This window comes from Paraburkholderia sp. PREW-6R, from assembly GCF_039621805.1.
Taxonomy (GTDB): domain Bacteria; phylum Pseudomonadota; class Gammaproteobacteria; order Burkholderiales; family Burkholderiaceae; genus Paraburkholderia.
The window spans coordinates 155534-181464 of record NZ_CP155073.1 but is presented as its reverse complement, the minus strand read 5'-3'; the positions used below and the strand labels follow the sequence as shown (position 1 = coordinate 181464).

27 protein-coding genes are annotated in these 25931 nt (G+C 62.0%); 12 read left to right on the top strand and 15 right to left on the bottom strand.

Features of this window, described 5'->3' with window-relative positions:
- Window positions 1-94 precede the first annotated feature (94 nt).
- The 4 genes from AAGS40_RS00820 to AAGS40_RS00805 all read right to left on the bottom strand — a co-directional run bounded on the left by AAGS40_RS00820 (window position 95) and on the right by AAGS40_RS00805 (window position 2538).
- The gene (locus AAGS40_RS00820) at window positions 95-487 is read right to left on the bottom strand and encodes a c-type cytochrome (RefSeq protein ID WP_345812550.1); all 393 of its coding nucleotides are present in this window, start codon (window positions 485-487) and stop codon (window positions 95-97) included.
- Window positions 484-1278 carry a BON domain-containing protein gene (locus AAGS40_RS00815; RefSeq protein WP_345812549.1) on the bottom strand — a complete coding sequence of 265 codons (795 nt, stop codon included), beginning with the start codon at window positions 1276-1278 and terminating at the stop codon, window positions 484-486. Before AAGS40_RS00815 ends, AAGS40_RS00820 begins: the two co-directional genes overlap by 4 nt.
- Window positions 1279-1304: 26 nt before the next feature.
- Window positions 1305-1892 carry a phosphoheptose isomerase gene (locus tag AAGS40_RS00810; RefSeq protein ID WP_345812547.1) on the bottom strand — a complete coding sequence of 196 codons (588 nt, stop codon included), beginning with the start codon at window positions 1890-1892 and terminating at the stop codon, window positions 1305-1307.
- A gap of 229 nt (window positions 1893-2121) precedes the next feature.
- Entirely contained in the window at window positions 2122-2538 is a 417-nt protein-coding gene (locus AAGS40_RS00805) for a YraN family protein (RefSeq protein ID WP_345812546.1), read from the bottom strand.
- A 205-nt stretch (window positions 2539-2743) separates the two neighbouring features.
- Here AAGS40_RS00805 and rsmI point away from each other — a divergent pair, with 205 nt between their 5' ends.
- Complete coding sequence (rsmI, locus tag AAGS40_RS00800) at window positions 2744-3622, top strand: 16S rRNA (cytidine(1402)-2'-O)-methyltransferase (protein ID WP_345812545.1); 879 nt, start codon at window positions 2744-2746, stop codon at window positions 3620-3622.
- Window positions 3623-3787: 165 nt separating this feature from the next.
- On the opposite strand, the gene AAGS40_RS00795 is transcribed toward rsmI, so the two are convergent.
- The gene (locus tag AAGS40_RS00795) at window positions 3788-4420 is read right to left on the bottom strand and encodes a septal ring lytic transglycosylase RlpA family protein (RefSeq protein WP_345814446.1); all 633 of its coding nucleotides are present in this window, start codon (window positions 4418-4420) and stop codon (window positions 3788-3790) included.
- 604 nt (window positions 4421-5024) lie between these two features.
- Between AAGS40_RS00795 and AAGS40_RS00790 the strand changes: the two genes are divergently transcribed.
- The 3 genes from AAGS40_RS00790 (at window position 5025) to AAGS40_RS00780 (ending at window position 6857) form a co-directional block, all read left to right on the top strand.
- A complete protein-coding gene (locus AAGS40_RS00790) occupies window positions 5025-5669 on the top strand; it encodes an MBL fold metallo-hydrolase (protein WP_345812543.1) in 645 nt (214 codons plus the stop codon).
- Window positions 5666-6295, top strand: a complete 630-nt coding sequence (locus AAGS40_RS00785; RefSeq protein WP_345812542.1) for an exonuclease — start codon at window positions 5666-5668, stop codon at window positions 6293-6295. The genes AAGS40_RS00790 and AAGS40_RS00785 overlap by 4 nt, the downstream gene beginning before the upstream one ends.
- A 103-nt stretch (window positions 6296-6398) precedes the next feature.
- Window positions 6399-6857, top strand: coding sequence for an Lrp/AsnC family transcriptional regulator (locus AAGS40_RS00780; RefSeq protein WP_012431468.1), 459 nt, complete (start codon window positions 6399-6401; stop codon window positions 6855-6857).
- A gap of 19 nt (window positions 6858-6876) precedes the next feature.
- Here the strand turns inward: AAGS40_RS00780 and AAGS40_RS00775 are convergent, their stop codons facing one another.
- From AAGS40_RS00775 to AAGS40_RS00765, 3 genes are all read right to left on the bottom strand, one after another.
- Window positions 6877-8079: a cation diffusion facilitator family transporter gene (locus AAGS40_RS00775; RefSeq protein WP_345812540.1), complete on the bottom strand. Its 1203-nt coding sequence runs from the start codon at window positions 8077-8079 to the stop codon at window positions 6877-6879.
- 277 nt (window positions 8080-8356) lie between these two features.
- Entirely contained in the window at window positions 8357-8659 is a 303-nt protein-coding gene (locus AAGS40_RS00770) for an H-NS histone family protein (RefSeq protein WP_345812539.1), read from the bottom strand.
- A 393-nt stretch (window positions 8660-9052) separates the two neighbouring features.
- A complete protein-coding gene (locus tag AAGS40_RS00765) occupies window positions 9053-9715 on the bottom strand; it encodes a pyridoxamine 5'-phosphate oxidase family protein (protein ID WP_345812538.1) in 663 nt (220 codons plus the stop codon).
- Window positions 9716-9848: 133 nt separating this feature from the next.
- On the opposite strand from AAGS40_RS00765, the gene AAGS40_RS00760 reads away from it, so the two are divergent.
- Together AAGS40_RS00760 and AAGS40_RS00755 are read left to right on the top strand one after the other, a co-directional pair.
- Window positions 9849-11060: an MFS transporter gene (locus AAGS40_RS00760; RefSeq protein WP_345812536.1), complete on the top strand. Its 1212-nt coding sequence runs from the start codon at window positions 9849-9851 to the stop codon at window positions 11058-11060.
- A gap of 166 nt (window positions 11061-11226) precedes the next feature.
- Window positions 11227-11463 carry a hypothetical protein gene (locus AAGS40_RS00755; RefSeq protein WP_345812534.1) on the top strand — a complete coding sequence of 79 codons (237 nt, stop codon included), beginning with the start codon at window positions 11227-11229 and terminating at the stop codon, window positions 11461-11463.
- 35 nt (window positions 11464-11498) lie between these two features.
- Here AAGS40_RS00755 and AAGS40_RS00750 read toward each other — a convergent pair whose 3' ends face one another.
- Window positions 11499-12644 (bottom strand): branched-chain amino acid ABC transporter substrate-binding protein, encoded by a 1146-nt coding sequence (locus AAGS40_RS00750; RefSeq protein ID WP_345812533.1) that lies wholly within the window; start codon window positions 12642-12644, stop codon window positions 11499-11501.
- A 457-nt stretch (window positions 12645-13101) separates the two neighbouring features.
- Window positions 13102-14205 carry a nitronate monooxygenase gene (locus tag AAGS40_RS00745; protein WP_345812532.1) on the bottom strand — a complete coding sequence of 368 codons (1104 nt, stop codon included), beginning with the start codon at window positions 14203-14205 and terminating at the stop codon, window positions 13102-13104.
- A 274-nt stretch (window positions 14206-14479) separates the two neighbouring features.
- Here AAGS40_RS00745 and AAGS40_RS00740 point away from each other — a divergent pair, with 274 nt between their 5' ends.
- The gene (locus AAGS40_RS00740) at window positions 14480-15178 is read left to right on the top strand and encodes a dienelactone hydrolase family protein (RefSeq protein ID WP_345812531.1); all 699 of its coding nucleotides are present in this window, start codon (window positions 14480-14482) and stop codon (window positions 15176-15178) included.
- Between the two features lie 320 nt (window positions 15179-15498).
- Window positions 15499-17037 carry an amidase gene (locus AAGS40_RS00735; protein ID WP_345812530.1) on the top strand — a complete coding sequence of 513 codons (1539 nt, stop codon included), beginning with the start codon at window positions 15499-15501 and terminating at the stop codon, window positions 17035-17037.
- Window positions 17038-17242: 205 nt separating this feature from the next.
- Here AAGS40_RS00735 and AAGS40_RS00730 read toward each other — a convergent pair whose 3' ends face one another.
- The 4 genes from AAGS40_RS00730 to AAGS40_RS00715 all read right to left on the bottom strand — a co-directional run bounded on the left by AAGS40_RS00730 (window position 17243) and on the right by AAGS40_RS00715 (window position 20388).
- Window positions 17243-17554, bottom strand: coding sequence for a high-potential iron-sulfur protein (locus tag AAGS40_RS00730; protein ID WP_345812529.1), 312 nt, complete (start codon window positions 17552-17554; stop codon window positions 17243-17245).
- 192 nt (window positions 17555-17746) lie between these two features.
- A complete protein-coding gene (locus AAGS40_RS00725) occupies window positions 17747-18856 on the bottom strand; it encodes an NAD(P)/FAD-dependent oxidoreductase (RefSeq protein WP_345812528.1) in 1110 nt (369 codons plus the stop codon).
- A gap of 286 nt (window positions 18857-19142) precedes the next feature.
- Window positions 19143-19337 (bottom strand): hypothetical protein, encoded by a 195-nt coding sequence (locus tag AAGS40_RS00720; RefSeq protein WP_345812527.1) that lies wholly within the window; start codon window positions 19335-19337, stop codon window positions 19143-19145.
- A gap of 73 nt (window positions 19338-19410) precedes the next feature.
- Entirely contained in the window at window positions 19411-20388 is a 978-nt protein-coding gene (locus AAGS40_RS00715) for an AAA family ATPase (RefSeq protein ID WP_345812525.1), read from the bottom strand.
- A 267-nt stretch (window positions 20389-20655) separates the two neighbouring features.
- On the opposite strand from AAGS40_RS00715, the gene AAGS40_RS00710 reads away from it, so the two are divergent.
- Together AAGS40_RS00710 and AAGS40_RS00705 are read left to right on the top strand one after the other, a co-directional pair.
- The gene (locus tag AAGS40_RS00710; RefSeq protein WP_345812524.1) at window positions 20656-21150 is read left to right on the top strand and encodes a hypothetical protein; all 495 of its coding nucleotides are present in this window, start codon (window positions 20656-20658) and stop codon (window positions 21148-21150) included.
- A gap of 100 nt (window positions 21151-21250) precedes the next feature.
- Window positions 21251-22048, top strand: a complete 798-nt coding sequence (locus tag AAGS40_RS00705) for an endonuclease/exonuclease/phosphatase family protein (RefSeq protein ID WP_345812523.1) — start codon at window positions 21251-21253, stop codon at window positions 22046-22048.
- A gap of 49 nt (window positions 22049-22097) precedes the next feature.
- Here the strand turns inward: AAGS40_RS00705 and AAGS40_RS00700 are convergent, their stop codons facing one another.
- Complete coding sequence (locus AAGS40_RS00700) at window positions 22098-23102, bottom strand: aldose 1-epimerase (protein WP_345812522.1); 1005 nt, start codon at window positions 23100-23102, stop codon at window positions 22098-22100.
- Window positions 23103-23481: 379 nt separating this feature from the next.
- Between AAGS40_RS00700 and AAGS40_RS00695 the strand changes: the two genes are divergently transcribed.
- Both AAGS40_RS00695 and AAGS40_RS00690 read left to right on the top strand, forming a co-directional pair.
- A complete protein-coding gene (locus tag AAGS40_RS00695; protein ID WP_345812520.1) occupies window positions 23482-24534 on the top strand; it encodes a LacI family DNA-binding transcriptional regulator in 1053 nt (350 codons plus the stop codon).
- 113 nt (window positions 24535-24647) lie between these two features.
- Entirely contained in the window at window positions 24648-25667 is a 1020-nt protein-coding gene (locus AAGS40_RS00690; RefSeq protein WP_345812519.1) for an ABC transporter substrate-binding protein, read from the top strand.
- Window positions 25668-25931: the final 264 nt, after the last annotated feature.

Sequence of the window (25931 nt, the reverse complement as noted above, 5' to 3'; positions counted from 1 at the left end):
GACCAATTCTAGCACAGGCATTTTCCGTTTTGCCAAGGCCACCGTCCCAGGCAAACCACCCAACCATCACCCTAAAAAAACACAAAAAAAAGCCTCACTTCCCCGGCGCCCCCGCCAGCACCCAATCCACCACCGTCCTGATATCCGCATCACTCATCGACTGATGGGCAGGCATAGGAATCATCCCCCAAACGCCGGACCCGCCCTCTTTCACCTTGCGCGCCAACTTCGCCGGCGCGGAAGCATCCCCTTTATATCGGGCAGCGATTTGTTGAAACGACGGCCCCACGAGTTTGCGATCGACCGCATGACACCCCATGCAAGCATTCGAATTCGCGATGGCCTGCCCGCGCGCAGCGCCAACCGCGCCGCCTGCACCGCCTGCACCGCCTGCACCGCCTGCGCCAACCGCGTCAGCCGCAAAAACCAACGACGACACAACCATCATCCCCAAGCCCACGCCCACAGCAAAGCCGACCAACCTCATGGCGCAGTCGCCTTCGGATTGCCCGGATGCACCGAGTTCGAATTGGAAACCGGCGCCGGCGCCTGCTGCTCGAGCGGGCGCGAACTCACCGACGAATCCGGAATCGCCCCCACCGTCGGCGCACTCGCATCCGGTTGCGAAGCCGCTACGGGCGCCGTCGCCGAAGCCGCCGCGGCAGCCGCCGCTTCCTGCGGCTGTATGTACTGGAACACCTTCACCACCTGCACCACGCCCGGCACCCGGCTCGCGACATCGGCGCCACGATTGCCTTCATCCATGGTGACGAGACCCATCAGATACACCGACCCGCGCTCGGCGACCACCTTGAAGTTGTTCGCCGAAAGATCCTTCTCGGCAATCAACGCCGTTTTCACGCGCGTTTCGAGATACGTATCGTTGGTACGCGACGAGAACGAGCTCGCCGGCATGATCGCCAGTTCGTTGACGATCGTACTGACGTTGTTCAATTGACGCACGATGCTCTCGGCACGCTGCTTCGACGCATCGCCCGCCACCTCACCGGTCAACAGCACACGCCGGTTGAACACGGTCACGTTGACGTGCGCGGAGTCGGGCAAGTTCTGACTGATCTGCGAAAGCGCCTTCACCTGCAACTCGCGATCTTCGGTCTGTGCGCCAAGCGTGCGGCGGTCGGTCGCCACGAGCGCGCCGCCACCCGCCGCGCCGGCCACGGCGAGAAAGCAACCCTGCAACGTCGCGGACAGCCCCGCCGCGAACCCCACCACCAGCACGGTTCTCACCAGTGTCTTCTTGACGCGGAATACGCTCATCAACTAGCTCTCCTTCGAATTCAGTCTCAATCTTCGCCCAGCAACATCGCATCGATGCCGTCGCAAAGACAATGGATGGTCAGCAAATGCACTTCCTGGATACGCGCGGTGCGATCGGACGGCACGCATAGATGGATATCGGTATCGCTTAACACGTCCTGCATGCGGCCGCCGCCTTTGCCGGTCAGCGCGATTACGATCATCTCGCGCTCGTGCGCGGCTTCGACGGCGGCGACGACATTGCCGGAATTGCCCGACGTGCTGATCGCCAGCAACACGTCGCCCGGCTGACCGAGCGCCCATACCTGCTTCGAGAAGATCTGCTCGAACGAGTAGTCGTTGGCGATGGCGGTCAGCACGGACGTGTCGGTGGTCAGCGCAATCGCCGGCAAACCTGGCCGCTCGCGTTCGAAGCGGCCAATCAGTTCAGCGGCGAAGTGCTGCGCGTCGCCCGCCGACCCGCCATTGCCGCACGCGAGAATGCGGTTGCCGTTGGCAAGCGCGGCGAACATCGTGTCGATCGCAGCAAGGATCGGCATCGACAGGGTTTCGAGGGCTTCGAGTTTGACTGCCGCGCTGTCGCGGAAGTGTTGTTGAATGCGTTCGACTGACATCGAGTCTCTATCTTCTACCGCGAATGGACCGCACTGCGCGGCCGTGTTGTGAAGTCGTATGCAAAGCGGCGCAGCGCCGGCGAATCAACCCGTCAACATGACGAACCTGCGAAGCCGCGGCGCAGATTGCTCGCACCGTAACCGGCTTTTTACATACTGACGGCGTGGCCCCGTGGCTCGCACGCGAGCGCAAGTTTATCGCACTCACGGCGCTTCACCGCGGCTGGCGTCAGACTTCGTCGGCGCGAAAGGCGTCGCGTAACCAGATCAGGCGGCCGGCTTCAAACGCGATTACGTCGAAACGGCACGCGGGCTGCTCTTGCGAAACGCGGCTGCAGCGCGCGAGATAGTGCTGCGCCGCCCGCACAATGCGCTGTTTCTTCTGCCAGCCGACGCTCGCCGCCGCGCCTCCATACTGACGCTGCGCTCGCGCGCGTACCTCGATGAACACCAACGCGCCATCCCGATCGCGCATCACCAGATCGATTTCTCCTCCCCGGCACACCACATTACGCGCGACGAAACGCAAACGCTGGCGTTGCAAAAACTCCTGCGCCCGTAACTCGAACGCCGCGCCGACGAGTTTGGACCCGACCGGTCTGGAAAAGTTGTGCGGCGTTTTCAATGCGCCAGCGGATGCAGTCACGCCGGCCGGTACGCTTGCCGGCTGCTTCGCACGCAGAGCCGCACGTGTGTCTGCCGGACCATGCAACGCTCGCGCAGGCGGTGTGTTCGATATGGACCTCGCACCGTTGCGGGCACCCGTCCCGCCGCCGTTTGGACGACCCGGTTCACGCGAGACTGCGTGGCACAATGGCGGCCTCGTCCCGTCTGTTTGCGTCTTCTGTCTCATGACTCCTCTCTCCGAACTCGCGCAAGGGCAGCAGTACCCCGCCGCCGCGCTGTATGTGGTGGCCACGCCGATCGGCAACATCGCCGACATCTCGTTGCGCGCGCTGCACGTGCTCGGACTGGTGGACCGCATTGCCGCCGAGGACACCCGCAACACGGGCCAACTGCTCGCGCGCTACGGCATCTCGAAGCCGCTCGTCGCGGTCCACCAGCACAACGAGCGCGAAGCGGCGCTGCGTCTGGTCGAGCATTTGCAGGCCGGCGAACGTGTCGCCTATGTCTCGGATGCGGGCACGCCAGGCATCTCGGACCCCGGCGCGAAACTCGTCGACGCGGTGCGCGAAGCCGGCTTCCAGATCGTCCCACTGCCCGGCGCAAGCGCGCTCGCGACCGCGCTGAGCGCGGCCGGCGACTGGGTCGCGACATTCTCGTTCCTCGGCTTTCTGCCGCCGAAGGCCAAGGCGCGTGCCGCCGCGCTGCAAGCGCTGCTCAGGCACCCCCACGCGATGGTGTTCTACGAAGCGCCGCATCGAATCGTGGAAACGGTGCAGGCGTTGGCCGACGCGTTCGGCGGCGAACGCAGGCTGCTGATCGCGCGAGAGCTGACAAAGTTACATGAAGCGCTCCACCGTGGCACCCTGGCCGAAGCGCCAGCATGGCTCGCAGCCGACGCTAACCGTCAACGCGGCGAATTTGTTCTGGTCGTGGAAGGGGCGCAACCGGAAGCCACCGGCGAGCACGATCACGACGCGTTGCTCGGCATTCTGCTGGAAGAGTTGTCGGTGAGCAGCGCGGCGAAGGTCGCGGCAAGCATCACCGGTGCGTCCAAGAACGCGCTGTATGCGCGCGCACTGGCGCTGAAAAAGGAAGAGGAATAATCTCGACGCTGGAAAGCAGAAGGGCCGCGCAAAGCGGCCCTTCTGCCTTTGAACCTGTGACGCGCGGCAAGTGCGCCGATCACCCGATTACTGCAGCCGCAACCATCGTGGCGGCGCCTGTCCTGCCGAGTGGCGCGCCCGACCGGCTCGCGCTGCCCGTCAATTTCACTTCTCGGCGGTTGAATCCGAGTTCGACGCCAGCATCTCGTTACGCGCTTCACGCGCTTCCTGCTGCGTCAAACCTTCAATCTGCACGCGGGCGGTGCCGGCATGACGCATGTCGAGTACATTCGCGGCGGCCATTGAAAGGTCGATCACGCGACCACGCGCATACGGGCCGCGATCGTTGATCCGTACGACGACCGAGCGCGACGTGGCCGGATTGGTCACACGTACGTACGAGCCGAGCGGCAGCGTGCGATGCGCCGCGGTCAGCGCATGCATGTCGTAGCGCTCGCCGTTTGCAGTGCGGTGACCGTGGAAGCCACGACCATACCAGGACGCGCGGCCGGTCTGATGGAAGTCCGAGACGTCGGCGCCATCGTCCGTGAGCGGCTTGGCGTCAGCGAGTGAGGGACCGTGGGCGGCAACGTCGGAGGCCGGCGCGCTGCCAAAAGATTGTGGCCCGAACGACTCTGCCTGCGCGTTTTTCGTGCCCTGCGGCACGCCGCTTGCGGAGCTGGTATCGGCGCCAGGAGGCGTCGCGCAGCCGGCGAGCGCAAAAAAGGCAAAAAGAGTCCCCAGACCACGGGTTAACCGAGTTTTCATAAGACGTGTAATCACATTGTCGAGCCGCATCACGCGAATGTTGAGCGTGTTGCCTGCGACTCCGGCGGCAATGGACGACAACGCGCCGCGCTATAAGGCGCAGTACGTCAAAGCCCGGATGCGGCTCATTCAGCCGCTACCGCACGGTTAATTTTCACGTCTGGCGCAACCTGTCCCCGGCAGCCTGACCAGACCCCACATGCCGCCATCGAACGTGGCAAACACGTTCTTGCGCGCGCAACTCAGCGCGCAGGAACGGCGGCGTAGGCCCCACCCAGCGTCACGGATTTCGTTCCGTAGCAGGCGCGCGGCGCCTGGCTGGGCAAGACGTGTGCATCGAACGCATCGACACTTGATGGCTGCCCACTACTCCGGCAGCCCATACTTGAGTGGTGATCCGCGCTCCCGTTTTTGACGGGGACGCATCACCGTGTGACAGCACGATGACCTGTGCTTGGATCGCATTATACCCAAAACAAAATTTTCGGATCGCGGACGGCCGTAAACCCTAACGAATCTTTACTATTGCTGCAAAAATGACCAGACAAATAGTGTTCTGGCAGCCGTCGCCGGGCGTCCACAGACCGAGCCCGGCCGCCGGTACAATCAACGTTTTTTCGCTCCGCCGTCATTCATGAAAGTCACGTTGATCCCCGTCACGCCGTTTCAGCAGAACAGCTCGCTCCTCGTTTGCGAGGCGACAGGACGCGCGGCCGTCGTCGATCCGGGCGGCGACCTCGATGTCATTCAGGCGGAGATCGCGCGCCAGAATGCGACCGTCGAAAAAATCTTTCTGACGCATGGCCATATCGATCACTGCGCGGGCGCGAAGACACTGGCCGCTCACTACGGCGTGCCGATCGAGGGCCCGCATCCTGACGAGCGCTTCTGGCTGGACAAGCTGCCGGATCAGAGCACGCGCTTCGGCTTTCCCGCAGCGGACGCGTTCGAGCCGGACCGTTGGCTGCACAACGGCGACACCGTGCAGTTCGGCGGCGAGACCCTGGAGGTCTATCACTGCCCGGGCCACACGCCAGGCCATGTGATTTTTTTCAGCCGCGAGCATCGGCTTGCGCTCGTTGGCGACGTGCTATTTGCCGGCTCGATCGGCCGCACGGATTTTCCGCGTGGCAATCATGCGGACCTGGTGCGCTCGATCCGCGAACGACTCTGGCCGCTCGGCGACGACGTCACCTTCGTGCCGGGCCACGGTCCCACGTCCACCTTTGGCGCCGAGCGTCAGAGCAATCCCTACGTCGCCGATGGAGTGCAAGCATGAGCAGCGAAATCTACGTGAGCACCGACGTCGAAGCGGATGGTCCCATTCCCGGCCCGCACTCCATGCTCAGTTTTGCGTCCGCCGCGTACACGGAAGACAAGAAGCTGATCAGCACCTTCTCGGCGAACCTTGAATTGCTGGACGGCGCGTCACCGCACCCTGTTCAGGAGGCATGGTGGAAGACGCAACCCGAGGCGTGGGAAGCCTGCCGCAAGGATCTGCAACGTCCCGAGGCCGCGCTGGCTGCTTACGTGACGTGGGTCGAGGCGTTGCCGGGCAAGCCGGTATTCGTCGCGATGCCGGCGGGTTTCGACTTCACCTACATGTTCTGGTACATGATGCGGTTCGTCGGACGCTGCCCGTTTTCGTGGTCGGCACTAGACATCAAGACGCTTGCGTTCGCGATGACCGGCTTGCCGTATCGCAAGAACATCAAGCCGCGCTTTCCGAAGCACTGGTTCGACGAGCATCCGCACACGCACGTCGCGCTCGACGACGCGATCGAACAGGGTGCGCTCTTCTGCAACATGCTGAAGGATTTGCGCGCGATCCAGGCTGCGGCTCCGCAGTCGGCACTTTCAGCCGGACAAGCGCCGGATCACTCAGCAGAAACTCCCGCCGAGTAACCGGCAAATTAGGTAATCCCGCTCGCGTAAGCCGTTTTGCATTGCGTTTCGTTTTCGTCACCTCTACCATGCGTTGATACGGCGACGCAAAACGGAGGCGCAGTTGACACTCGATACGTTCTCACAAAAAATCCTGCGCCTGCTGCAGCTCGACGCACGCCGCTCAGTCCAAGAAATCTCCGACCAGGTGGGCCTGTCGAGCACCCCTTGCTGGCGGCGCATCAAGGACATGGAGCAGTCGGGCGTAATTCAACGCTACACGGCGCTGCTCGATCGCGAAAAGCTTGGACTGCATGTGTGCGCGTTGGCGCATATCCATCTGACGCGGCACACCGAAGGCGGCGTCGAACAGTTCGAGCGTGAAATTGCCACCTGCCCGGAAGTCACCGAGTGCTACAGCACGACGGGCGAATCCGATTACATCCTGAAGATCGTCGCGCCCGACATCAAGGCGTACGACAGCTTTCTGCACGAGCGCATTTTCAAGATTCCCGCCGTCGCCCAGGTTCGCACTAGCGTCGTGCTGCGCGAGATCAAGTTCGATACGCAGTTGCCGCTTTGATCGTACAGGAGGTGGCGGCCTAAGCCGGATTGGCAGCTTCAGCTGACGCCGCCACGCCCGCGTCACACGCATCGACCTCTTGCAGCAATTCGAGCCGGCGCGCGCCGAGCCGCTGTCTCAGCGCGCCGAGATCGATGCGCGCTTCGGTTTGCGCAACGCGCGAAGCGGTGTCGTCGCGGTCCTGCGACCCGAGCAGCACCACCTCGACGTCGAGGCCTGCAGTCAGGTAGTGAATATTCACCGAAGCCGCTTTCAAGCCGGCCGCCGCGAGGGTAGCGTCCACTTCTGCCACCACGGATTCTCGCGCCGGCAGATCGACCGGCGGGTGACCAACCAGATCGTTCTCGGGGTCGACATGGATCAGCGCGTCCAGCACGCGGCTGTCGCCAAGCAGACGTAGCCGTGCCGACTCGGCGATGAAGTGCCCTTCGGAAACCGAGATGAGCGGATCGACCAGAATGTGCGCGTCGACGAGCGCGAAGTCGCCGGTTTTGCGCGTGCGCATGTCGTGCACGTCGCGCACGCCGGGGGTGGAAAGCAGCAGCGCGCGAATGTCGGCGGACGCGGCTTCGTCGAGCGCGCGGTCGGACAGGTCCTGCAACGCATCCCAGCCAAACGTCCAGCCCATGCGCGCCACCATGAAGCCGACGATCGCCGCCGCAATCGGATCGAGCAAACGCACGCCTGCAAGGCTGCCGATGATGCCGATCGCCACCACGAGCGAGGACGCCGCGTCCGACCTCGCATGCCACGCGTTAGCGATCAGCAACGCAGAGCGTACGCGTTGCGCCTCGCGCAGCATGTAGCGAAACAGCGCTTCTTTGGAAACCAGCACGAGCACTGCCACGACAAAAGCGCTCACGTGGACGGCCGGAATATCCTGCAGCGCGGTGAGCCGCACTCCCGCGCGCCACAACATACCCACGCCGACCGCGATCAGCAGCGCACCGAGAAAGAGCGACGCGACCGTTTCGTAGCGGCTGTGCCCGTAATTATGGTCTGCATCGGGTTTGACGCCGCTGTGCCGGTTGGCAATCAGAACGACGAAGTCGGAAATCAGATCAGCAAGCGAATGGAGACCGTCTGCAATCAACGCCTGCGACTGGGCGAACAAGCCGACGACAATCTGGAGCGCCATCAGCACCATGTTGAGCGCGATACTCACGAAGGTGCTTTTGCGCGCAACACGTTGTTTCTCAGCGGACTGGGCGGCGGCAGGCATTTTTTCTCATGATGCAGTAGTCGTAATCACCGCATTCTAACCGCCGCATGCTCGAAAGACTTCGAAACCCTAAAAAAATTCCCTTTTAAATCAGCTGGTTATCTAAACGAAAAGTATTCGTGTTTAGTTCCCCACATTTCTGACCCCCGTCTGGAAGCATCGTACTTCCCCGGTAAGAAACGAAAAAACCGCGCCCTGCCGGTACGCGGTTTCTTAAAAGCCATGAATACTAAAGTCCTATCGCACGCGCTTTAGTATGACAAGTACATTGTCTGCATTATTTATCAATCAGAAACTTGTCGCGATCGAGGCCAGCGATCCAACGCGGCGGCTTACCACGGCCCGACCACGTGCTACCGCTATCCGGATCACGATATTTGGGCGCAACGCCCGCACGTGGGCGGCTTGCTTTAGCACCCTTCGGCGAACGGCCGCCGCCGAGTTCGGCCAGCGTGATGCCGTAGTCGGCCATTTTCTGCTTGATCTCGTTCAATACTTCCGCGTATTCACGCGACTTCGCTTCTTCGATCTGCTTTTCGAGCTTTTCGCGCTGAGCGAGCAGTTCTTTGTAGGAAGACATAGATTCCCTTGTGGTTTGGATAAGTGACTACCGGTCTTATGCCGGCTTGCCCTTTGAAGGTGTTCATGCCGTCGGAATTTGATCGCGAGATTAACACAGTTTATAAAGACTACAAAAGCGTGGTCGTAAAATTAATCCAAATTCGTTTCAAAAAATTTCCCCGCTATGCAATCCGGGGGTCCGCGCTTTCAATTAGATGATTTCGCATTCTGCTGAAAAAGAGAGTGAAGGCAATCAATAGTGTGTCCATTAATTCTCCCACTATGAAAATTAAGACACTGAAGGACCGCCAACATTTCATTTCGTGAGAACTTCAATGTGAAACATCCGAGCATATTGCGACTTGCGCCCATCGCTGCCATTTTGCGCGGCGTGATTGCCAGGTGAATAACGCTAATAGGCCTTGCTGGCGATACAGCCTCTCAACGCTGCCTCCAGGCTCGCGGAATCTGTCTTGGGTTCGTCGAAGACGCAACGCACACGTCGGCCGTTGGCTTTCAGATCGGCGCCATACCGGTCGACACCGAGAAGTTGTACGCCCGCGGGTATCACGCTACTGCTAACGAATAACTCGACGAGCGTGTTTTCCTCTTCGTCGTCTAGTGGCGTTAGCGGGTCGAGTTCCGCGCCATCGAGCCATCCCATTGCGCCGAATCCGCCGATATAGCGCAGGCGCGAGAGCCTCATCGACCAGAACGTGAAGTCGCCCAGCGCGAGATAACGCTCGGCCTCCGGGTGATAGCGCAAGTAGCGTCGCACGACGGCGGGCGTCGGCTCGATTGCTTCGAATGTCCCCAGCAGCGTGACGCGCTGGCCGTCCAGCACGTCGCCGTCGGGCGCGTCGACGGCGAGGAATCCGGCATGCGGATCGGCGAGCAGGTTATGGGTATGCTCGGCGAGACGGCTGATCAGGATCGTAGGGCGGTGCTGTGCGTCCGGCGCGAAAGGCAGGACGGACGGGTAAGGAAACCCTTCCGGCTGGCGCGCGTGCGTCGCAAGCGTGCCGACAGCGGCCGTGTGCAGCAGGTGAAGCGGAGCATGGGCGGGAATGTTCAAGTGCAAGTCCTTCGTTCGATGAAAAGCGGTCATGGAGATGCCGCCCTTCAAGCATAAGACAGCGCGCTTCGTTAGAATCGGAAATTCGCTTTCAGTGCGCTTTCTTGCACGCGCCGCCCTCCACGAGACTTTTGTGTCAGATCGCTCACCCGACCTAGCCGCGCTTCCCGCCGCTCACCGCAACCTGTCAGGCACGGCACGCCAGCGCGCACGCATTGCCACCATGGCGGTGTTCTTCATCGCCGGCATGATGTACGCGTCCTGGGGAGTGCATGTGCCGACCGTCCGCGATCGCTTTCACCTGAATCCGGCGATGCTGTCGCTTGCGCTCTTCGCGGTGGCCGGCGGCTCGATTGGCGCGATGGTGGCGAATGGCTCGTGGATCGCGCGCGTCGGCACACGGCGCGCCTGCCTTACCGGCGGACTGGTGATGGCAGCGTGCGCTGCATTGATTCTGGTCGTGCCTGTTTATTGGATGCTGCTCGTCGTGCTGGCCTGTTTCGGCGGCGGGATGGCCACGCTTGACGTCGCGATGAACGCGGAAGCCAGTGCGGTCGAGAAAGCGCTCGGCAGGCCGATCATGTCGTCGCTGCATGGGATGTTCAGCCTAGGTGGGATGTTTGGCGCCGCAGCCGGCGGCGCGTTGCTCTCGCGCGGCATGGCGCCGGCTGCCCATCTCGCGCTGGCCGCAGCGATCTGCACGCTGGTGCTGCTCGCAGCCTGCCCCGCCGTGCTGCCTTACGTTTCGCACGACGATCAACCCGACGCTGCCACGCCACGCGCAAACCGCTGGCGCTCGCCCGCGCTGTGGGCGCTCGGCACGATGGCGCTGGTTGCGCTGATCGCTGAGGGCGCCATGTACGACTGGGCCACCGTCTACATGCGCGACGTCGTGCTGGCGACGCCGGCGCTAGCCAGCGCGGCGTACGCGGCGTTTTCCGGCGGGATGGCGGCGGCGCGTTTTGCCGGCGACGCAGTGCGGGCCCGCTTCGGCGCGCCGCAACTGGTGATGGCCAGTGCGGCGCTCGCGTGTGCGGGGATGGTGGGCGCACTGCTGCTGCCGAACCCGGTCGCCGCGCTGATCGGCTTCACGCTGATGGGACTCGGGCTTGCGAACATGATGCCGGTGCTGTTCGCCGCGGCGGCGAGTGTCAAAGGCATTCATGCTGCAGAGGGGCTCGCGCACGTGGCCGGGCTCGCATATTTCGGGCTGCTGCTTGGGCCGGTGATTATCGGCGCGGTCGCGCAGGCGACGAACCTGCCGGTCGGCCTTTCGGTGGTGGCGATCTGCGCGGCAGCCATTGCGATTGCCGGTCCCAAAGTGCTAAGGCATCTGAAGATCTGAGGCGGCAACGCGAGCGCCGATAATCGACATTTCATAGCGTACGCGCGGACCAGATTCAATGCGCCGGTGATGTCACCGGCCGGTTCTGAAAGTAGTACTGCTCAGAGAATTCATCTCGTATTAAACGTTCGCGACGCCCGATCACGTCGCTCGATGCACGCAGGCGGTGGAACGTGCCGTACACCGACAAGAAACCATTCGCGCTTACACAAATAATGGCGCAAACGCGCCGCTGGATAAAAATAAGGACTCGCAAGCGCTGCTCCGATCTCCCGCGTCGTGTCGTGTCGGGCGGATCGAAAGCGTGGTCGATCAGCGCTCCTCGCGAACCAAAGCGCAAAAAACGACGCGCATGAAAAAGCACGCGAACCCGAAGGCAGGCGTGCTCTTTACAGCAGAATGAAGACAGGCCGAAGCGCTGTCTTCGCTCATGCGGTTTTACATCTTCACTACGTCGAGCAGCGTCTTCTTGCCGCCCTTGTAGTTGTACAGCGAGATCACGCCGTGCTTCAGGTCGCCCTTGGAGTCGAACGTGGTTTCACCGATCACACCCTTGTAGTCGGTGTTCGGCATCGCAGCCAGAATCTTGGCCGGATCCGTGGAGTTCGCACGCTTCATGGCGTCGACGATGATGTACACCGCGTCATACGTGAACGGTGCGTAAATCTGGATCGGCTGACCGAAACGCTTCTGATACTTGGCCTGGAATTCCGCGCCGCCAGCCATCTTTTCGAGCGCCATACCGGCTTCCGAGCAGACGATGTTGTCGGTTGCGTCGCCAGCCAGGTCCGACAGCTTGTCGGTACACACGCCGTCGCCTGCCAGCACCTTCGCGCGCAGGCCGAGCTGCTTGGCTTGCTTCGCGAACGGGCCGCCGGTGGCGTCCATGCCGCCGTACATGATCGCGTCCGGGTTTTCGCCCTTGATCTTCGTCAGAATGGCGCGGAAGTCCACCGCCTTGTCGTTCGTCGCGTCATGCGACATCACGTTCAGGCCCAGCGACTTGGCAGTCTTTTCGAATTCGTTGGCGAGGCCCTGGCCGTAAGCGGTCGAGTCGTCGACGATCGCGACGCTCTTCACTTTCAGACCCTTGGCGGCGTAGTTAGCCAGTGCGGGACCCTGTTGCGCGTCCGTTGCCACCACACGGTAGGTGGTCTTGAAACCTTGTTGCGTGTAGGCCGGGTTCGTTGCCGACGGCGAGATCTGCACGATGCCAGCATCGCTATAGATCTTCGAAGCCGGGATCGACGTGCCCGAGTTCAGGTGGCCAACCACTGCGACGACCTTGTCGTCGACCAGCTTCTGCGCGACCTGCGTAGCCGTACGCGGGTCGGCCGCGTCGTCCTGTGCGTCGAGTTGCAGCGTGACCTTCTGGCCACCGATCGTCAAGCCCTTGGCGTTGATTTCTTCAACTGCCAGGCGCGCGCCGTTTTCGTTGTCTTTACCCAGGTGAGCGATACCGCCAGTCAACGGTGCAACGTGACCGATCTTGACGACCGTGTCGGCTGCGGCCGAAGTTGCCAACGTCGCGAACAGCATCGCCGCAGCGCTGATCGGCAACAGCTTTTGAATCTTGATGTTCATGTAAGTCTCCAGTTTCGGTCCCAAAAACAACGTAATCGCCCTGTGCCCCCGCTTCCCCTACACGTGTCGCTCAGTCCCGTGGACGACCACGCCGGTTGCATCGTTCATGCACTTGGCAGCACACTCGCCGAACCTGTTTGTGGCAGGCGGCAAACCGTACTTGCGCGCAAGTGTAGGCCATCAAATTAATTTGTGGGATTTTTTTGAGGAAGTGGGATCAACACTAATAGCGTTTATCCAACAGCGACGGGCCACGACTGGAAAGACAGGCTGGAGAGCACCAGCCAGTGCGGGTTTGCGCTGTGTGAGGCTTTCGTCTAACGGCATGATCGAAAGACGCTGGTGAGTTAAACCGTTAATGATCCCAATAGACTCATTGCTTAAAAATGAGGCGTTTAAGCGAGTGTTTTGAGAGGCGCGCCGCAGAGTGACGGAATGCGCGCGCCGCTATGCTGAATCACTCCCTCAGCGCGGCAATGCGTGACACCACCGTTTGCCATTCCGCATCGAGTTGCGCGACGAGTTCTTTGGCACTCAAGTTCTCTGCGCGCTTCTGGCCGAGCGGCGCTCCCTGGCCCGACCACAGCGACAGATAATCGCCGTTCCCAGCGCGCGCCGCCGTTTGCCGCAATTCCTGCGTCAACGCATTCTGCACGGGATAGGGCGCGATCTTCTCCGCCGCTTCGCCCAGACGCTGCATCAGCGGGTTGCGGATGCCTCGCGCATGACGGCCGGTGATGGCGCGCGTGACCGTGGTCGAAGTGTCTGACATGGAACGTACACGCTTTTTCCAGACCTGCGGTATGGCGCTCTCTTCACAGGTGAGGAAGGCGGTGCCCATCACCGCCGCCTGCGCGCCGAGTGCGAGCGCTGCGACGATGCCGCGCCCGTCCATGATGCCGCCCGCCGCGAGCACAGGCAGGCCGGTCGCGTCGACGAGTTGGGGAACGAGCGCCATTGCGCCAACCAGCGCATCCTCGAATGCGCCGATGAACGTGCCACGATGCGCGCCCGCTTCCGCGCCTTGCGCGGCGATGGCATCGGCGCCCACGTCGCGCCACGCGATGCCTTCAGCGGTATGGGTGGCCGTGCCGATCACGTATTGACCATGAGCATGAAACCGCGCGACGTCATCGCTCGACAGCAGGCCGAACGTGAAGCTCACCACCGGTACGCGTAATTCGACGAGCATCTCCAGTTGCGCGCGAAAATCCGGCGCGTAGCGTTCGAGTGGCTGGCCCGCGGCAAGACCGAGATCGGCGCGTACGGAGTCGATCGCTTCAAGCGCGCGGCGTACCGTTGCATCGTCCGGCGCGGCCGGCTCGAGAACGAACAGGTTGACACCGAATGGGCGCGACGTCAGCGCACGAATCGCCTCGACTTCGCTTCTGATCTTCTCGGGCGAAAGCGCCGCGCCCGCCAGAAAACCAAGACCGCCTGCGTTCGATACGGCCGCGACCATCGCCGGCGTGGTCGCTCCGCCTGCCATAGGCGCCTGCACGATCGGCACGCGCAATTCGAAGCGCTCGGCAAACGGCGTCACAAAAGTGCGTTGATTCATGATCGATTTCCCTTGTGGCCATGCGCTCATCCAACGGAGCGACCCAATACGCGAGACTGTACCGGCGCCCTGTGCAACTGATAAATGAATTATCAAGAACGTTTCATTCGCCTTACGAGAATCCTTTTGCTGGGCGAGGCGGACGGCCGCACGGGTGCCTCTCTGCAAGCCCTTTCCTTTGATGGCAAACTGATCGCCCGCTTCAGGCATCCAAGCCTCTGGCATTCATTCAGACCGACCTCGCGCAGCATCACGCGGATCAATGGAGAGCACTATGAGCATCACTTCCCGATGGATCGACATTCCTGCCGGCGACGACAGTTTCGGCGGCTATCTGGCGTTGCCCAAGAGCGGCAAAGGACCGGCCGTCATCATCATTCAGGAAATCTTCGGCGTGAACAGTCATATCCGCTCGGTCGCGGATCAATATGCGCAGGACGGCTACATCGCGCTCGCACCGGACGTCTTCTGGCGCGTTCAGCCGCGTGTCGAACTGACTTACGACGGCGCGGATCGGGACAAAGGCATCGAGCTGATGCAGAAGCTGAAGATCGACGAGGCCGTTGCCGACATTGGCGCAGCAGCAAACGCATTGCGCGCGATGCCCGAAGTCACGGGCAAGGTCGCGGCGATCGGCTTCTGCTTCGGCGGCCGTCTTGCGTATCTCGCGGCGGCTCAAGGAACGGTGGACGGCGCCATCGCTTACTACGGCGGCGGCATCCAGAACCAGCTCGACGAAGCCGCCAGAATCAAGGTGCCGATGCAATTCCATTACGGCGAACTCGACGCGCATATTCCACTGTCGGCAGTCGGTCAGATTCAGGAGCGCTTCGCGGGCCGCACCGACGCCGAGTTCCACATCTATGCCAACGCCGATCACGGCTTCAACTGTTCGGACCGCGCGTCGTACAACCAGCACGCATCCGCGCTGGCGCATGGCCGCACGCTGACCTTTCTCGGCGAACGCCTGTAAGTAAGTAGCAGCGCGCGTCTTGTACGCGCGGCACGTCCGGCACATTCTTGCCCATGCGGCACCTGCCGCATGGGCGGCGCGCGACCTCTGTCGCGTTCTATTATTTGTCGGTTAATCTGTAGAAGAGCGGCGCATTCAAACGCGGACAGAAACAGTCGCGTCGAAGACTGCGCCGTCAATAGCGGTGCGCCGTCCGCGTGCCGTTCATTTTCCCCAAGCGTTATCTGGTCCTGGCATGGGCATGTGCAGCGAGTTGGGTCAGCGCGCGCACAGCGTATGCGTCTGGCCGGCTTCCACTCGATAACGAGGACTCATTCCTGGTGCAATCAGACTATCTCGCTCATGACGCGCTCGGCCTCGCCGAACTGGTCCGCAACCGTGAGGTCAGCGCGCGCGAACTGCTCGACATCGCGATCTCCCGCACCGAGGCTGTCAATCCCGCGATCAATGCGATCGTGCTGAAGGACTACGACGCCGCGCGTCAACGTGCATCGCGCGACGATGCCAATCGCAAGAGCCACGCAACGACCGCAGCGCAGACCGACGACGCCCACGGCATCAGCGCGCAATCCGCACTCGCCGGCGTGCCGTTTCTCATCAAGGATCTCGGCGCGCCGGTTGCCGGATTACGGATGGCCATGGGTAGCCGTCACTATCGCCATTTCATTCCCACGCAGGACGCGCCGGTCGTGACGCTCGCGAAAGCCGCAGGCCTGAACATCTTCGCCAAGACCAGCACGTCCGAGCTTGGGCAGATGCCTTATACCGAGCCCGAAGTGTTCGGTCCGTGCCGCAATCCGTGGAATCTCGATCACACGCCGGGCGGTTCGAGCGGCGGCGCCGCCGCAGCGGTCGCTGCAGGCATCGTGCCGCTCGCGCATGCATCGGACGGCGGCGGCTCGATCCGCATTCCGGCGTCGTGCTGCGGCCTGTTCGGCCTCAAACCCTCCCGCGGACGCGTGCCGCGCGCCACGCCCACGGCAGCGCCTGGCGAACTCGGCATCGATCACGCCGTCTCGCGCAGCGTGCGCGACAGCGCGTTGCTGCTCGATCTGCTCTCGGGCAATGGCGGGCGGCCGGCTGGCGCACCCGGCACTTTTCTCGGCGCGGCGCGCGAGCCGTGCAAGCCGCTGAACATCGCCTACGTGACCGAGCCGATGCTGGCGCCTTCGCTCTCCACCGACGCACGCGCCGCGCTCGACGACGCCGCGCAGCTCGCAAGTTCACTTGGTCATAACATCGAACCGGTGACACTCGGCATCGACTTCGCGGCGGTCCGTCACGCGTTCCTCACGCTGTGGTCCGTGACGGCGGAACAACTCGTATTGAACGCCGACCGTATTACCGGCCGCAAACCGTTGCGAGAGGAATTCGAGATTTCCACGTGGGCGATGGCGCATGTGGGACGCAAACTCGGAGAACGCGGGTTGCCGGCTGCGCTCGAAGAACAGCGGCGCATCACCGAAAAGCTCACCGACCTGCTGAGCCGCTACGACGTGATCCTGTGCGCCACGCTCGCCGCGCCGCCGATCAAGATCGGCGAAATGCATCCCAGCGCGTCGGAGCGTATGCAGATGCGCGCAGTCACCGCCATGCCGCTCGAACCGCTGATGAAAAAGCTGCTGACGGAGGCGTCCAACAAGGCGTTCTCGTGGGCGGGATGCACGGAGTTGTTCAACCTGAGCGGACAGCCTGCGATGTCGGTGCCGCTTTACTGGAATGCGCGCGGCTTGCCGGTCGGGGTGCAGTTTGCCGCTCGCGCGGGTGGCGAAGCGACACTTTTCCGGCTCGCCGCTCAACTCGAAGCCGCACGACCGTGGTTCGACAAGCGGCCGCCCCTGATGCAAGCGCGTAATTAGGCGCGCCTGGAGCATGAGGAATATGCGAGGAAAGCGCGAGGAAAGCGCGAGGAGTGCGCAAGGAAAGCGCGAGCGCGCTTTTCACAAGCAAAAGGGCGCTGGCCGCAGACGACGACCAGCGCCCAGATGTCTGCAACATGACATCGCACGTTCGTGTGGCCGCGCATTTATCACCACACGACATGCGCGCAGCGGAGAAATCCGCTTAGGCCTTCTTGTTATAGGCGCTGCACCAGCCTTTGCTCGCCACCTGCTTGCCGGCGAACATCGGGCAGTTTGCCCACGCGTCGGTTGCCTTGCCTTGGTAGAAGCTGCAATTGCCGCAATCCTGGCCTGCTGCATATTTTGCAAACTTGGCCTTGTCGACCTTGCTCGCGTCGGCTTTGTAGCCAAGCGCCTGGGCGGTCGGATCGGTTTCGGCCACCTTGGGCGCGTCGGCGAACGCCTGGCGCGACAGAGCGAAAGTGGAAGCTACACCAACGCTGGTAATCAGGAAGCTACGACGGGAAGATTTCATGGGGACTCACTCCATTTATATTGAACTGATCGCCGTTCTGATGACAGCGGTCCCCAAGGATAGCAACGAAGCCGGCGGGCGTGACGCCCCAAATGATAGAGATAACCGAATTGGTACTTCGCCACGCCGGTGCGCAGAGACGCAATGCAAATGACTCACGTGAGCGGCACTCTCCGCGCCGCCTTGCATGGTCTAACCGGCGCGTCCAGCCAGTTCGCAGACACGCTGGGCGATTGCGAGCGAAGCGGTCAGTCCCGGCGATTCGATACCGAACAGATTGACGAGTCCACGCACGCCATGCGCGGCCGGCCCCTGAATGATGAAGTCGGCCGCCGGCTCGCCGGGTCCGGACAGCTTCGGACGAATTCCCGCATAAGCAGGTTGCAACGCATGGTCGGGAAGCGCCGGCCAGTAGGCGCGAATCGCCGCATAGAACGACTCAGCGCGACGCGGATCGACGTCGTAGTTGATGGCGTCCACCCATTCGACGTCGGGACCGAAGCGCGCCTGGCCGCCTAAGTCGATCGTCAGATGCACGCCGAGCCCCGCCTCGTTCGGCATCGGGTAGATGAGACGGCTGAACGGCGCACGGCCCGACATGCCGAAGTAATTGCCGCGCGCGAGATAAAGCGGCGGCACGTGGCGGGCGTCGAGACCGCGAATGTTGCGCGCCAGCGCGTTCGCATAAAGGCCCGCGCTGTTGACCACGCAGGCGGCGCTGATGGTTGTCGGCGCGCTGCCGCCGACCTTGATGATGAAACGGCCATTGCTTGCTTCAACCGCTTGCACTGGCGAGTGAAATGCACAGACGGCGCCGTCGCGTTCCGCATCGCCCTGCAGTGCGAGCATCAGCTGATGACTGTCCACGATGCCCGTTTGCGGCGAGAACACCGCCTCGACGCATTGAAGCGCCGGTTCGAGCGCTTGCGCCTGGTCGCCGGAAATACGCATCAGGTCCAGCACGCCGTTGTCGCGACCCTTCGCCATGATGCTTTCGAGCTGCGGAATCTGGTTGCGCGAAGTCGCAACAAGCAGTTTGCCGCAACGCGAATGCGGCACGTTGCGCTCGACACAGTAGTCGTACAGCATTTCACGACCCCGCACGCACAGCGACGCCTTGAGCGAACCGCGCGGATAGTAAATGCCCGCGTGTATCACTTCGCTATTGCGCGAGCTGGTGCCGACGCCAATCGCCTCGGCCGCTTCGAGCACGATCACCTCGCGGCCACGCATGGCCAGCGCGCGTGCTACCGCGAGACCGACTACGCCCGCGCCGATCACTACACATTCGATTTGGTCCATGTTTTCTGACGCGGCCCATTTTGCCGCGCGCTGCCTCGTTGACCTGATGGAATGGCAAACAGCATGCGAATATGGACGACCCGCACCACGGGTCAAGCCGTCACTCATCGCCTTCGCTGCCGCCCACCCCTGTCTCCGCGCAACCGGTTACCCACGGCCGCGCACCCGTCGGCAAAACGGCACGTTACCGCACAGATGGAAATGCCCGCAGTCAGAAGGACAGCGGGCATTCAAAGTTATGCAGGTTCACACGTCATTTCGGTCGACTGAATCAGTGTACGCCGCGTCAAGCTGCGGCGCTCGCCTCTTTGGGCCTGGGCTGTTGCCAGAGATATGCCATCAGGTCGCCCGCTCGTCGCATCATCGCGGCGTAAGGCCCGGCAGTCAACCAGGTTCGCACCCCCGCAAATTCGGAACGATTGAACCGGTCCGCCATCTTAAAAACAGCAACAATTGCCGCAACATTCACTTCATCCAGCAATCGCAATCATTGTTGAAAGATGGTCAAAATCACGTAAACCGTTATTTTCAGGCCAAAATTCAGCCCAAAAGGCTTAAAAACCGATGGTTTTTCGACGATTTCCGAAATCCAGCCGAATGTCGCCGGCTTCGATGCCATCTCGACCGTCAATGCGCGCAGCGCCGAAGCCGTTCAGGATCGCCCGCCGCATCTCGCGCGGCGACGCCTGCCTCAATGCGTCCAGCGCCGAATCGCCGAGCAGTTCAGGAAAGCGCTGTCCCCAGTTATGCGCCGAGCGGATCTCGTGATAGATCGCCTGCGCAATACGGCGCGCGCCGTCGCAATCAGGCGGCGGAATTTCGTACACATTCATGCGATTCAGGATCGGCTCGGGAATCGAACGCTCGTCGTTGGCCGTTGCGATCCAGATCACGTGGCCCGCGTTGATCGGAATTTCCGCGAACTCGTCGGTAAAGGTCTGCGCCGTATCGTGTTCGAGCAGCGCGTACAGCGCGCCGAGCGGATCGTATTGGGAATCGCCGGTCGCCTTGTCGATCTCGTCGACGGCAATCACGGGGTTGGCGTAGCTGCCGTTCACGAGCGCGTCGAACACCTTGCCGGGCTTCGCGTTCTTCCATTGCGACGACGCGCCGGACAGAATCCAGCCCGCAGTCAGCGAGCTCATCGCCACATATTGATAGGCGGTGCCGAGCAGGCGCGCCAACTGCTTCGCAAAGTGCGTCTTGCCGATGCCAGGGTCGCCGAGCAGCAGGATCGGCATCAGTTCGAGCCGGTCTTCGGTTTCGAGGCACAACGCGACCTGCTTGCGGATGTCGTCGAGCGGCACTGAAAAGTTGGGCAGCGCGCCGATCAGATCGTCGATCGACGGCATGCGGTTCGGCTTGACGCAAAAGCGCATGTTGCCGGTTTTCAGCATCTTTTCGTAAGTGGCGCGCAGTGCTTCGTTGGCGCCTTCGCCCAGATCGTTCAGTGCGCTTTCGACCTGATCGAGGTCGTACACGCGGCTGAAAGAAGCCACGGCGATTTCCTGTTTGACCATTGCTGTTGTCATGGCTCACCCCGTCTGACTGGTCTTGCTGTGGCGGCGCCTCATAAGCGCCGTTTCAGGTTCAGTGTAGCGAGGACATATTCACGTGCAAGCCAGCAGTCTTGCCGCTCTGCTGCTAACAACGGCATGTTTTCGGCGATTGCCCGCGCCACGGAAATGGATTGTTGCTGAACCCGGCCCCGATTTGGATGTCAGAAAAACGTTCTTCCCATCAGGCGTAAGATGGCCGTCTGATCACTCGGCCGGACGCAGTCACCGGAGACTTCGTATATGTGGAAAACCAGTATCGCGACCTTGCTGCTCGGCACTTCGTTGCTTGCAAACGCACAACAACCGCCCGCGCAACAGGTCGTTCAATGGCAACTGCAGGTTGTGCGCGACGGCCAGCAGATCGACTCCTTCGAAGGCACCACCACGGTCGGCCAGGCGCGCACGGATACGCACCACAAGATAGTGCAACACAACGTCGGGTGTAAGGATCAGCCGGGCGGCAGCATCGACCTCGCGCGCACGCTGACGGTTTCGCCGCTGCAGGCGGACGCGAGCCACGTGACCCTGTCGATCGACGCGCAGGAAACGTTAGAGGAAGACTCGGCCCAGCAAACCGACACTGGCTGCAAGCTGCCGCCACAACCCCGGCAGGTGAGCGCGAGTCACCCGGGCCTGCAAGTGGCGGCGGGCCAATGGGCGAGCTGGACGATCGTCGACAAAAACCCGAACCTGGTCTACCGCGTGCGTGCCGGTCTTTCGACCGGCGCGAATTAACGCGCAGAACGCGCATGGAACGGATCGGCGCGTCGATTCAATCCGAGCGAATCACGCGCGAGTACCCTAGCCCTCAAACAGAACACGTGGACAACGCGGCATGCGAAACCCCGAAGAATTGATCCGCGAGAGCACAGCGCCCAAAGATTTCGTTGCGGTGAGCTGGAATCTGCATAAAGGCCGCACGCCACTCGGTTTTCAGGCCTGGCAGGCCATGCAACGCTGGGTCCAGTCGACCCATGCGGATGCGTATTTTTTACAGGAAGCGATGGCGCGGCGCATGCCGTCGCCGGTCCTGGCGAGCAGCTTCGGTGCGCCGCTCGCCGATCCGCTGAACGATGTCTGGCACTGCCAGGCCACTGAGATTGCGCGCGCACTGGAACTCGACATCGCGCTCGGCCCAAACGTGTTCAAACCGTCGTGGCGGCATGGCAATGCGATTCTGTCGCCCCATCCGCTGGATCTCGGCGGACGCTGGGACATTTCCGCGCATCGCTTTGAAAAGCGTGGCTTGCTGGTGGCACGCGCGACGTTCGGCGGCCATTCGATCACGCTGCTGTGCGCGCATCTGGCGCTCACGCGTTCGGCGCGCTTGCGGCAAATGAACTGGATTGCGCACTGGATCGCGAAGGAAGCACCCGAAGGGCCGCTGGTTCTGGCCGGCGACTTCAACGACTGGCGCAATGACTCGGTGCCGTTGTTCGGCGAGCATGGTCTGCAGGAAGTGGCGACGCTGCTCGGCGAATCGGGCCGCACCTTCCCGGCGTTTTCACCGGCACTCGCGCTCGACAAGATGTTCGTGCGCGGCATGCAGCCTGTCGAATGGATCCCGCCGACGCAGGAAACGGCGTGGCTGTCCGATCACCTGCCGTATATGGCGCGTCTACGCATCGAATAGCGTTCGCGTATTGTCGGCTCGCCCTTGTCGCCGACCAGGGCGCCGCATGCTAGTCGCGCTGCGGCGTCCATTTCACGGTTGCGGTGATCGCCTCGCCCGGTTGCAACACGCAGCCGCCCACCTGCTCGCGCGTGCCGACGCCATTGAAGCTGTCGGTAGTGTTCGTCACCGGTTCCACGCAAAGCTGCGTCCGGTCACTCGCCGGCGCGAAGATCACCGTATGGTCGAACGGCGCGTCGGCGGTCATGACGAGACTGCGCTGTTCGTCGGGCCATGCAATCGTCGCCTCGCGCGACCAGTTCGCGAAGTTGTTGTCGAGATCGAACGCATCCGCCGACATGCCTTCGTGCAATGCCTCCACAGCGGGATGGGGACCGAGACGCGTTGGCAGTACGTCGGCGTCGGAATGCCACATCGCTCGCACGTCGGCATAGATGCGTGTTTGCGCGGTGCGTGGATAGTAAGGGTGATGTCCCATGCCGAATGGCATCGGCCGCGCGGAGAGATTCTGCGCGGCGAGCGTGATGTAGAGCGCGCCGCTCTTCAACTCGATTCGTTGCTCGGCGCGATAGTGAAAAGGCCAGTCGCCGGGTTGCCGTGCGTCGGGCACGTGTTCGAACGCCAGCGTCACCGAGGCTGCGGTGCGCTCGCCGACTTGCCAGGGACGCCGCCATGCATTGCCGTGAAGCGCATGCGCAAAACGCGGATCGTTGCCGGCAAGGTCGATTGTTTTACCGTCGAACGAAAAGCGCGCGTCGCGAATCCGGTTGCAATACGGTAGAAGCGGAAAGCTGGACATGCGCAGCGGGTCGCGCGTATCGAACGCGGCCTGCGATGCAGGCCGCAGCCAATGCAGCGGGCCGTCCGGCGTCACTTCGTAGAACGCGGCCAGCGCGCCGCCTATCTCCGGCGCCGTCACGAGCCGCAATGGGCCTGCCGTCAGCGTGACCAGAGTGGCGGCGATCGCCGGGTCGTCGAGCCACGCAAGATCCGGATGCTCGATGTGCGCTTCGGCGAGCGGCGGAGTGGAATGAGAGGAAACGTCGTCGGGCATGGTTAGAAAAGGCAGAACCTCTGGCGGATGGCGGCATGAACGCACATCGGTGTCTCCTGTCGATCGGACTTCGCCCAATCCCATGCACATGGTTTTGCATTGACATGCCGTGCATCACGCACAGCCGGCGAACGCTTGCTGTCCGCGCGACCGAGAATGGCACGCCAAAGTGCATCGGTCAATATTATTAGTAATAATTTTGGTCGCGACTTGCGTCTGTTGAGCAAACGGAAACTCCCAAATGGCGGGTTAGCGCGCGTTGCCGGGTGCATATTATTAGTGGTACCGTCGGCACCATCATGCTACTGGCTTGCACCTGCTCCAGCGCCGCGACACAGCGGCCCGCACAATGAAAAAATCGACTCAACGACGTCCCACCATGACCGACATCGCCAAGCTCACTGGCGTGTCGCAGTCGACTGTCTCGCTGGTGCTGAATAACGCGACCGGCGCCAAGTTTTCCGAAGCTACCCGCAACAAGGTGTTGAAGGCCGCGCACGATCTGGGCTACCGACTGTCGCTGCGTGAACCCCTGTCGGCATCCACCGACGAACGCAATCTGATCGTTTATCTCGCCGACGAAATTTCCACGAGCCCGCACCCCGTCGTCAACGTCGACGGCGCGCGCGATGCGGCGTATGCGAGCGGCAAGATGCTTGCCGTCTACTCGACACATGGCAACGCGGACATTGAAAAGAAGGTGCTCGATACGACACTGTCGAACCCGCACGTATTCGGCGTGATCTACGCAACTGTCTATACGCGCAAGGTGGCGCCGCCCGCCGCGCTGTCGCAGGTGCCCACCGTTCTGCTTAACTGCTACACGAGCGACAGCGGCTTCTCCTCCGTCGTACCGGCGGAGGTCGCCGGCGGCCATCTGGCGACCGAGTATCTGCTGCAATCGGGGCATCGGCGGATCGGCTATATCAACGGCGAGCCGTGGCAGGACGCGTCGAAAGATCGGCTCAAGGGCTACCGCACCGCGCTCGCCACGGCGGACCTGCCGTTCGCGCCGGAACTCGTACGCGACGGCGACTGGAGCTCGGGTCTCGGCTTCGAGTTGACGCTTTCGCTGATGCGCGAAGCCAACCCGCCCACCGCGATTTTCTGCGCGAACGACCTGACAGCGATCGGCGCGATCGAAGCGCTCAAGCAACTCGGTCTGCGCGTGCCGGAGGATGTCTCAGTGCTCGGCTATGACGACCAGGAAATCGCGCGCCATACGCATCCGCCGCTGTCCACGGTCGTGCTGCCGAACTACGAATTGGGCCGCTGGGCGGTAGAAACTCTGCTGCAGGAGGAACACAACCGGGCAGCGGGCGCACCCGTGCGGCATCGGCTCGTCAAGCTGGATGGGCCACTCGTTGAACGCGGTTCGGTCAGGGTAATTACCGAGGCAAAAAAGCCAATAATTAATATTATTAGTGATTGACCGATAATAATTCTGGATGAAATAATCGGCACGTCCGGTCAAGTTGGAACAGGCATCACCCGGCTGGAGAAACACAAAAAGCAAAACACCTCACCAGGTACTGGAGGAAGACAATGGCGTCGCTCAACAAGCAGTTGCGCAAACACGCGCGCAAGCAGCAGATTCGTCCGCTCGCAGGTTCCCTGCTGGCTCTGGCAATCGGTTTTGGCGTCGCCACCGCGCACGCTGACGACGCGTTGCCCAAACTGTCTACCAAGACGCCGCTGAAGGTCGGCTTCGCGCAGACCGAAAGCAACAATCCGTGGCGGCTCGCGGAAACCAAGAGCTTCAAGGACATTGCGGCCAAATGCGGCTGGCAGATGGTGATGACCGACGCCAACGGCTCGAACTCCAAACAGGTATCCGACATTCAAAGCATGATCGCGCAGCACGTCGATCTGCTGGTATTCCCGCCGCGCGAAGAAAAACCGCTCGCACCGATCGTGCTGCAAGCCAAGAAGGCCGGCATTCCGGTGATTCTGGTCGACCGTGACGTCGATCAGTCCGTGGCCAAGGCGGGGCGCGATTACATCACGTTCATCGGTTCCGACTTCATCGATCAGGGCCATCGCGCCGCCGACTGGCTCGTCAAGGCGACGGGCGGCAAGGCGAAGATCATCGAACTGGAAGGCACGACGGGCGCCTCCGCCGCAAACGATCGCAAGAAGGGTTTCGACGAAGTGATCGCGAAGAACCCGGGCATGTCGATCATCGCCTCGCAAAGCGGCGACTTCGCGCGCGACAAGGGTCGTCAGGTGATGGAGACGCTATTGCAGGCGCATCCAGACGTGACCGCCGTCTATGCACACAACGACGAAATGGCGCTTGGCGCAATCGCCGCGATCAAGGCAGCCGGCAAGCAGCCGGGCAAGGACATCCAGATCGTGACGATCGACGGCACGAAGGGCGGCATGGATGCGATCGCCGCCGGCGAACTCGGCGCAAGCGTGCAGTCGAGCCCGTTCTTCGGCCCGCTCGCGTGCGACGTCGCCCAGCGTTACGCGAAGGGCGAGAAGATCCCCACGTGGGTCAAGGTCTCGGACCGCTTCTACGACAAGAGCAACGTGCAGCAGAACATGCAGTACGGCTATTGATCGCTATTGGTATCGCAGCGTTGCAGCAGGAAATCACCCGCCTATAAACCGTCCCCTGTCGATCCAACATTGCACGGCGGGCGGGTGACGGGAAGGGTTCGAAGCGACGCGCCCGTGATTGCACGGACCGTCGCTTCGCTTTTATGCGGCGTAACATGGTTCGGCTGACCGATCCGCCGCCGCGCCCCATGCAGCCCGCACGCGAAGCGTTTCATGCGCGCCGCACATGCAGCACACGCATCAGGAGGACAACCGTGACGGAAT

Excerpts from the sequence above, each read along its gene's own strand:
- AAGS40_RS00820 (WP_345812550.1), bottom strand. The coding sequence starts at position 487 with ATGAGGTTGGTCGGCTTTGCTGTGGGCGTGGGCTTGGGGATGATGGTT.
- AAGS40_RS00815 (WP_345812549.1), bottom strand. The coding sequence starts at position 1,278 with ATGAGCGTATTCCGCGTCAAGAAGACACTGGTGAGAACCGTGCTGGTG.
- AAGS40_RS00810 (WP_345812547.1), bottom strand. The coding sequence starts at position 1,892 with ATGTCAGTCGAACGCATTCAACAACACTTCCGCGACAGCGCGGCAGTC.
- rsmI (WP_345812545.1), top strand. The coding sequence starts at position 2,744 with ATGACTCCTCTCTCCGAACTCGCGCAAGGGCAGCAGTACCCCGCCGCC.
- AAGS40_RS00795 (WP_345814446.1), bottom strand. The coding sequence starts at position 4,420 with ATGCGGCTCGACAATGTGATTACACGTCTTATGAAAACTCGGTTAACC.
- AAGS40_RS00790 (WP_345812543.1), top strand. The coding sequence starts at position 5,025 with ATGAAAGTCACGTTGATCCCCGTCACGCCGTTTCAGCAGAACAGCTCG.
- AAGS40_RS00785 (WP_345812542.1), top strand. The coding sequence starts at position 5,666 with ATGAGCAGCGAAATCTACGTGAGCACCGACGTCGAAGCGGATGGTCCC.
- AAGS40_RS00775 (WP_345812540.1), bottom strand. The coding sequence starts at position 8,079 with ATGCCTGCCGCCGCCCAGTCCGCTGAGAAACAACGTGTTGCGCGCAAA.
- AAGS40_RS00770 (WP_345812539.1), bottom strand. The coding sequence starts at position 8,659 with ATGTCTTCCTACAAAGAACTGCTCGCTCAGCGCGAAAAGCTCGAAAAG.
- AAGS40_RS00750 (WP_345812533.1), bottom strand. The coding sequence starts at position 12,644 with ATGAACATCAAGATTCAAAAGCTGTTGCCGATCAGCGCTGCGGCGATG.
- AAGS40_RS00745 (WP_345812532.1), bottom strand. The coding sequence starts at position 14,205 with ATGAATCAACGCACTTTTGTGACGCCGTTTGCCGAGCGCTTCGAATTG.
- AAGS40_RS00740 (WP_345812531.1), top strand. The coding sequence starts at position 14,480 with ATGAGCATCACTTCCCGATGGATCGACATTCCTGCCGGCGACGACAGT.
- AAGS40_RS00730 (WP_345812529.1), bottom strand. The coding sequence starts at position 17,554 with ATGAAATCTTCCCGTCGTAGCTTCCTGATTACCAGCGTTGGTGTAGCT.
- AAGS40_RS00725 (WP_345812528.1), bottom strand. The coding sequence starts at position 18,856 with ATGGACCAAATCGAATGTGTAGTGATCGGCGCGGGCGTAGTCGGTCTC.
- AAGS40_RS00715 (WP_345812525.1), bottom strand. The coding sequence starts at position 20,388 with ATGACAACAGCAATGGTCAAACAGGAAATCGCCGTGGCTTCTTTCAGC.
- AAGS40_RS00710 (WP_345812524.1), top strand. The coding sequence starts at position 20,656 with ATGTGGAAAACCAGTATCGCGACCTTGCTGCTCGGCACTTCGTTGCTT.
- AAGS40_RS00705 (WP_345812523.1), top strand. The coding sequence starts at position 21,251 with ATGCGAAACCCCGAAGAATTGATCCGCGAGAGCACAGCGCCCAAAGAT.
- AAGS40_RS00700 (WP_345812522.1), bottom strand. The coding sequence starts at position 23,102 with ATGCCCGACGACGTTTCCTCTCATTCCACTCCGCCGCTCGCCGAAGCG.
- AAGS40_RS00695 (WP_345812520.1), top strand. The coding sequence starts at position 23,482 with ATGACCGACATCGCCAAGCTCACTGGCGTGTCGCAGTCGACTGTCTCG.
- AAGS40_RS00690 (WP_345812519.1), top strand. The coding sequence starts at position 24,648 with ATGGCGTCGCTCAACAAGCAGTTGCGCAAACACGCGCGCAAGCAGCAG.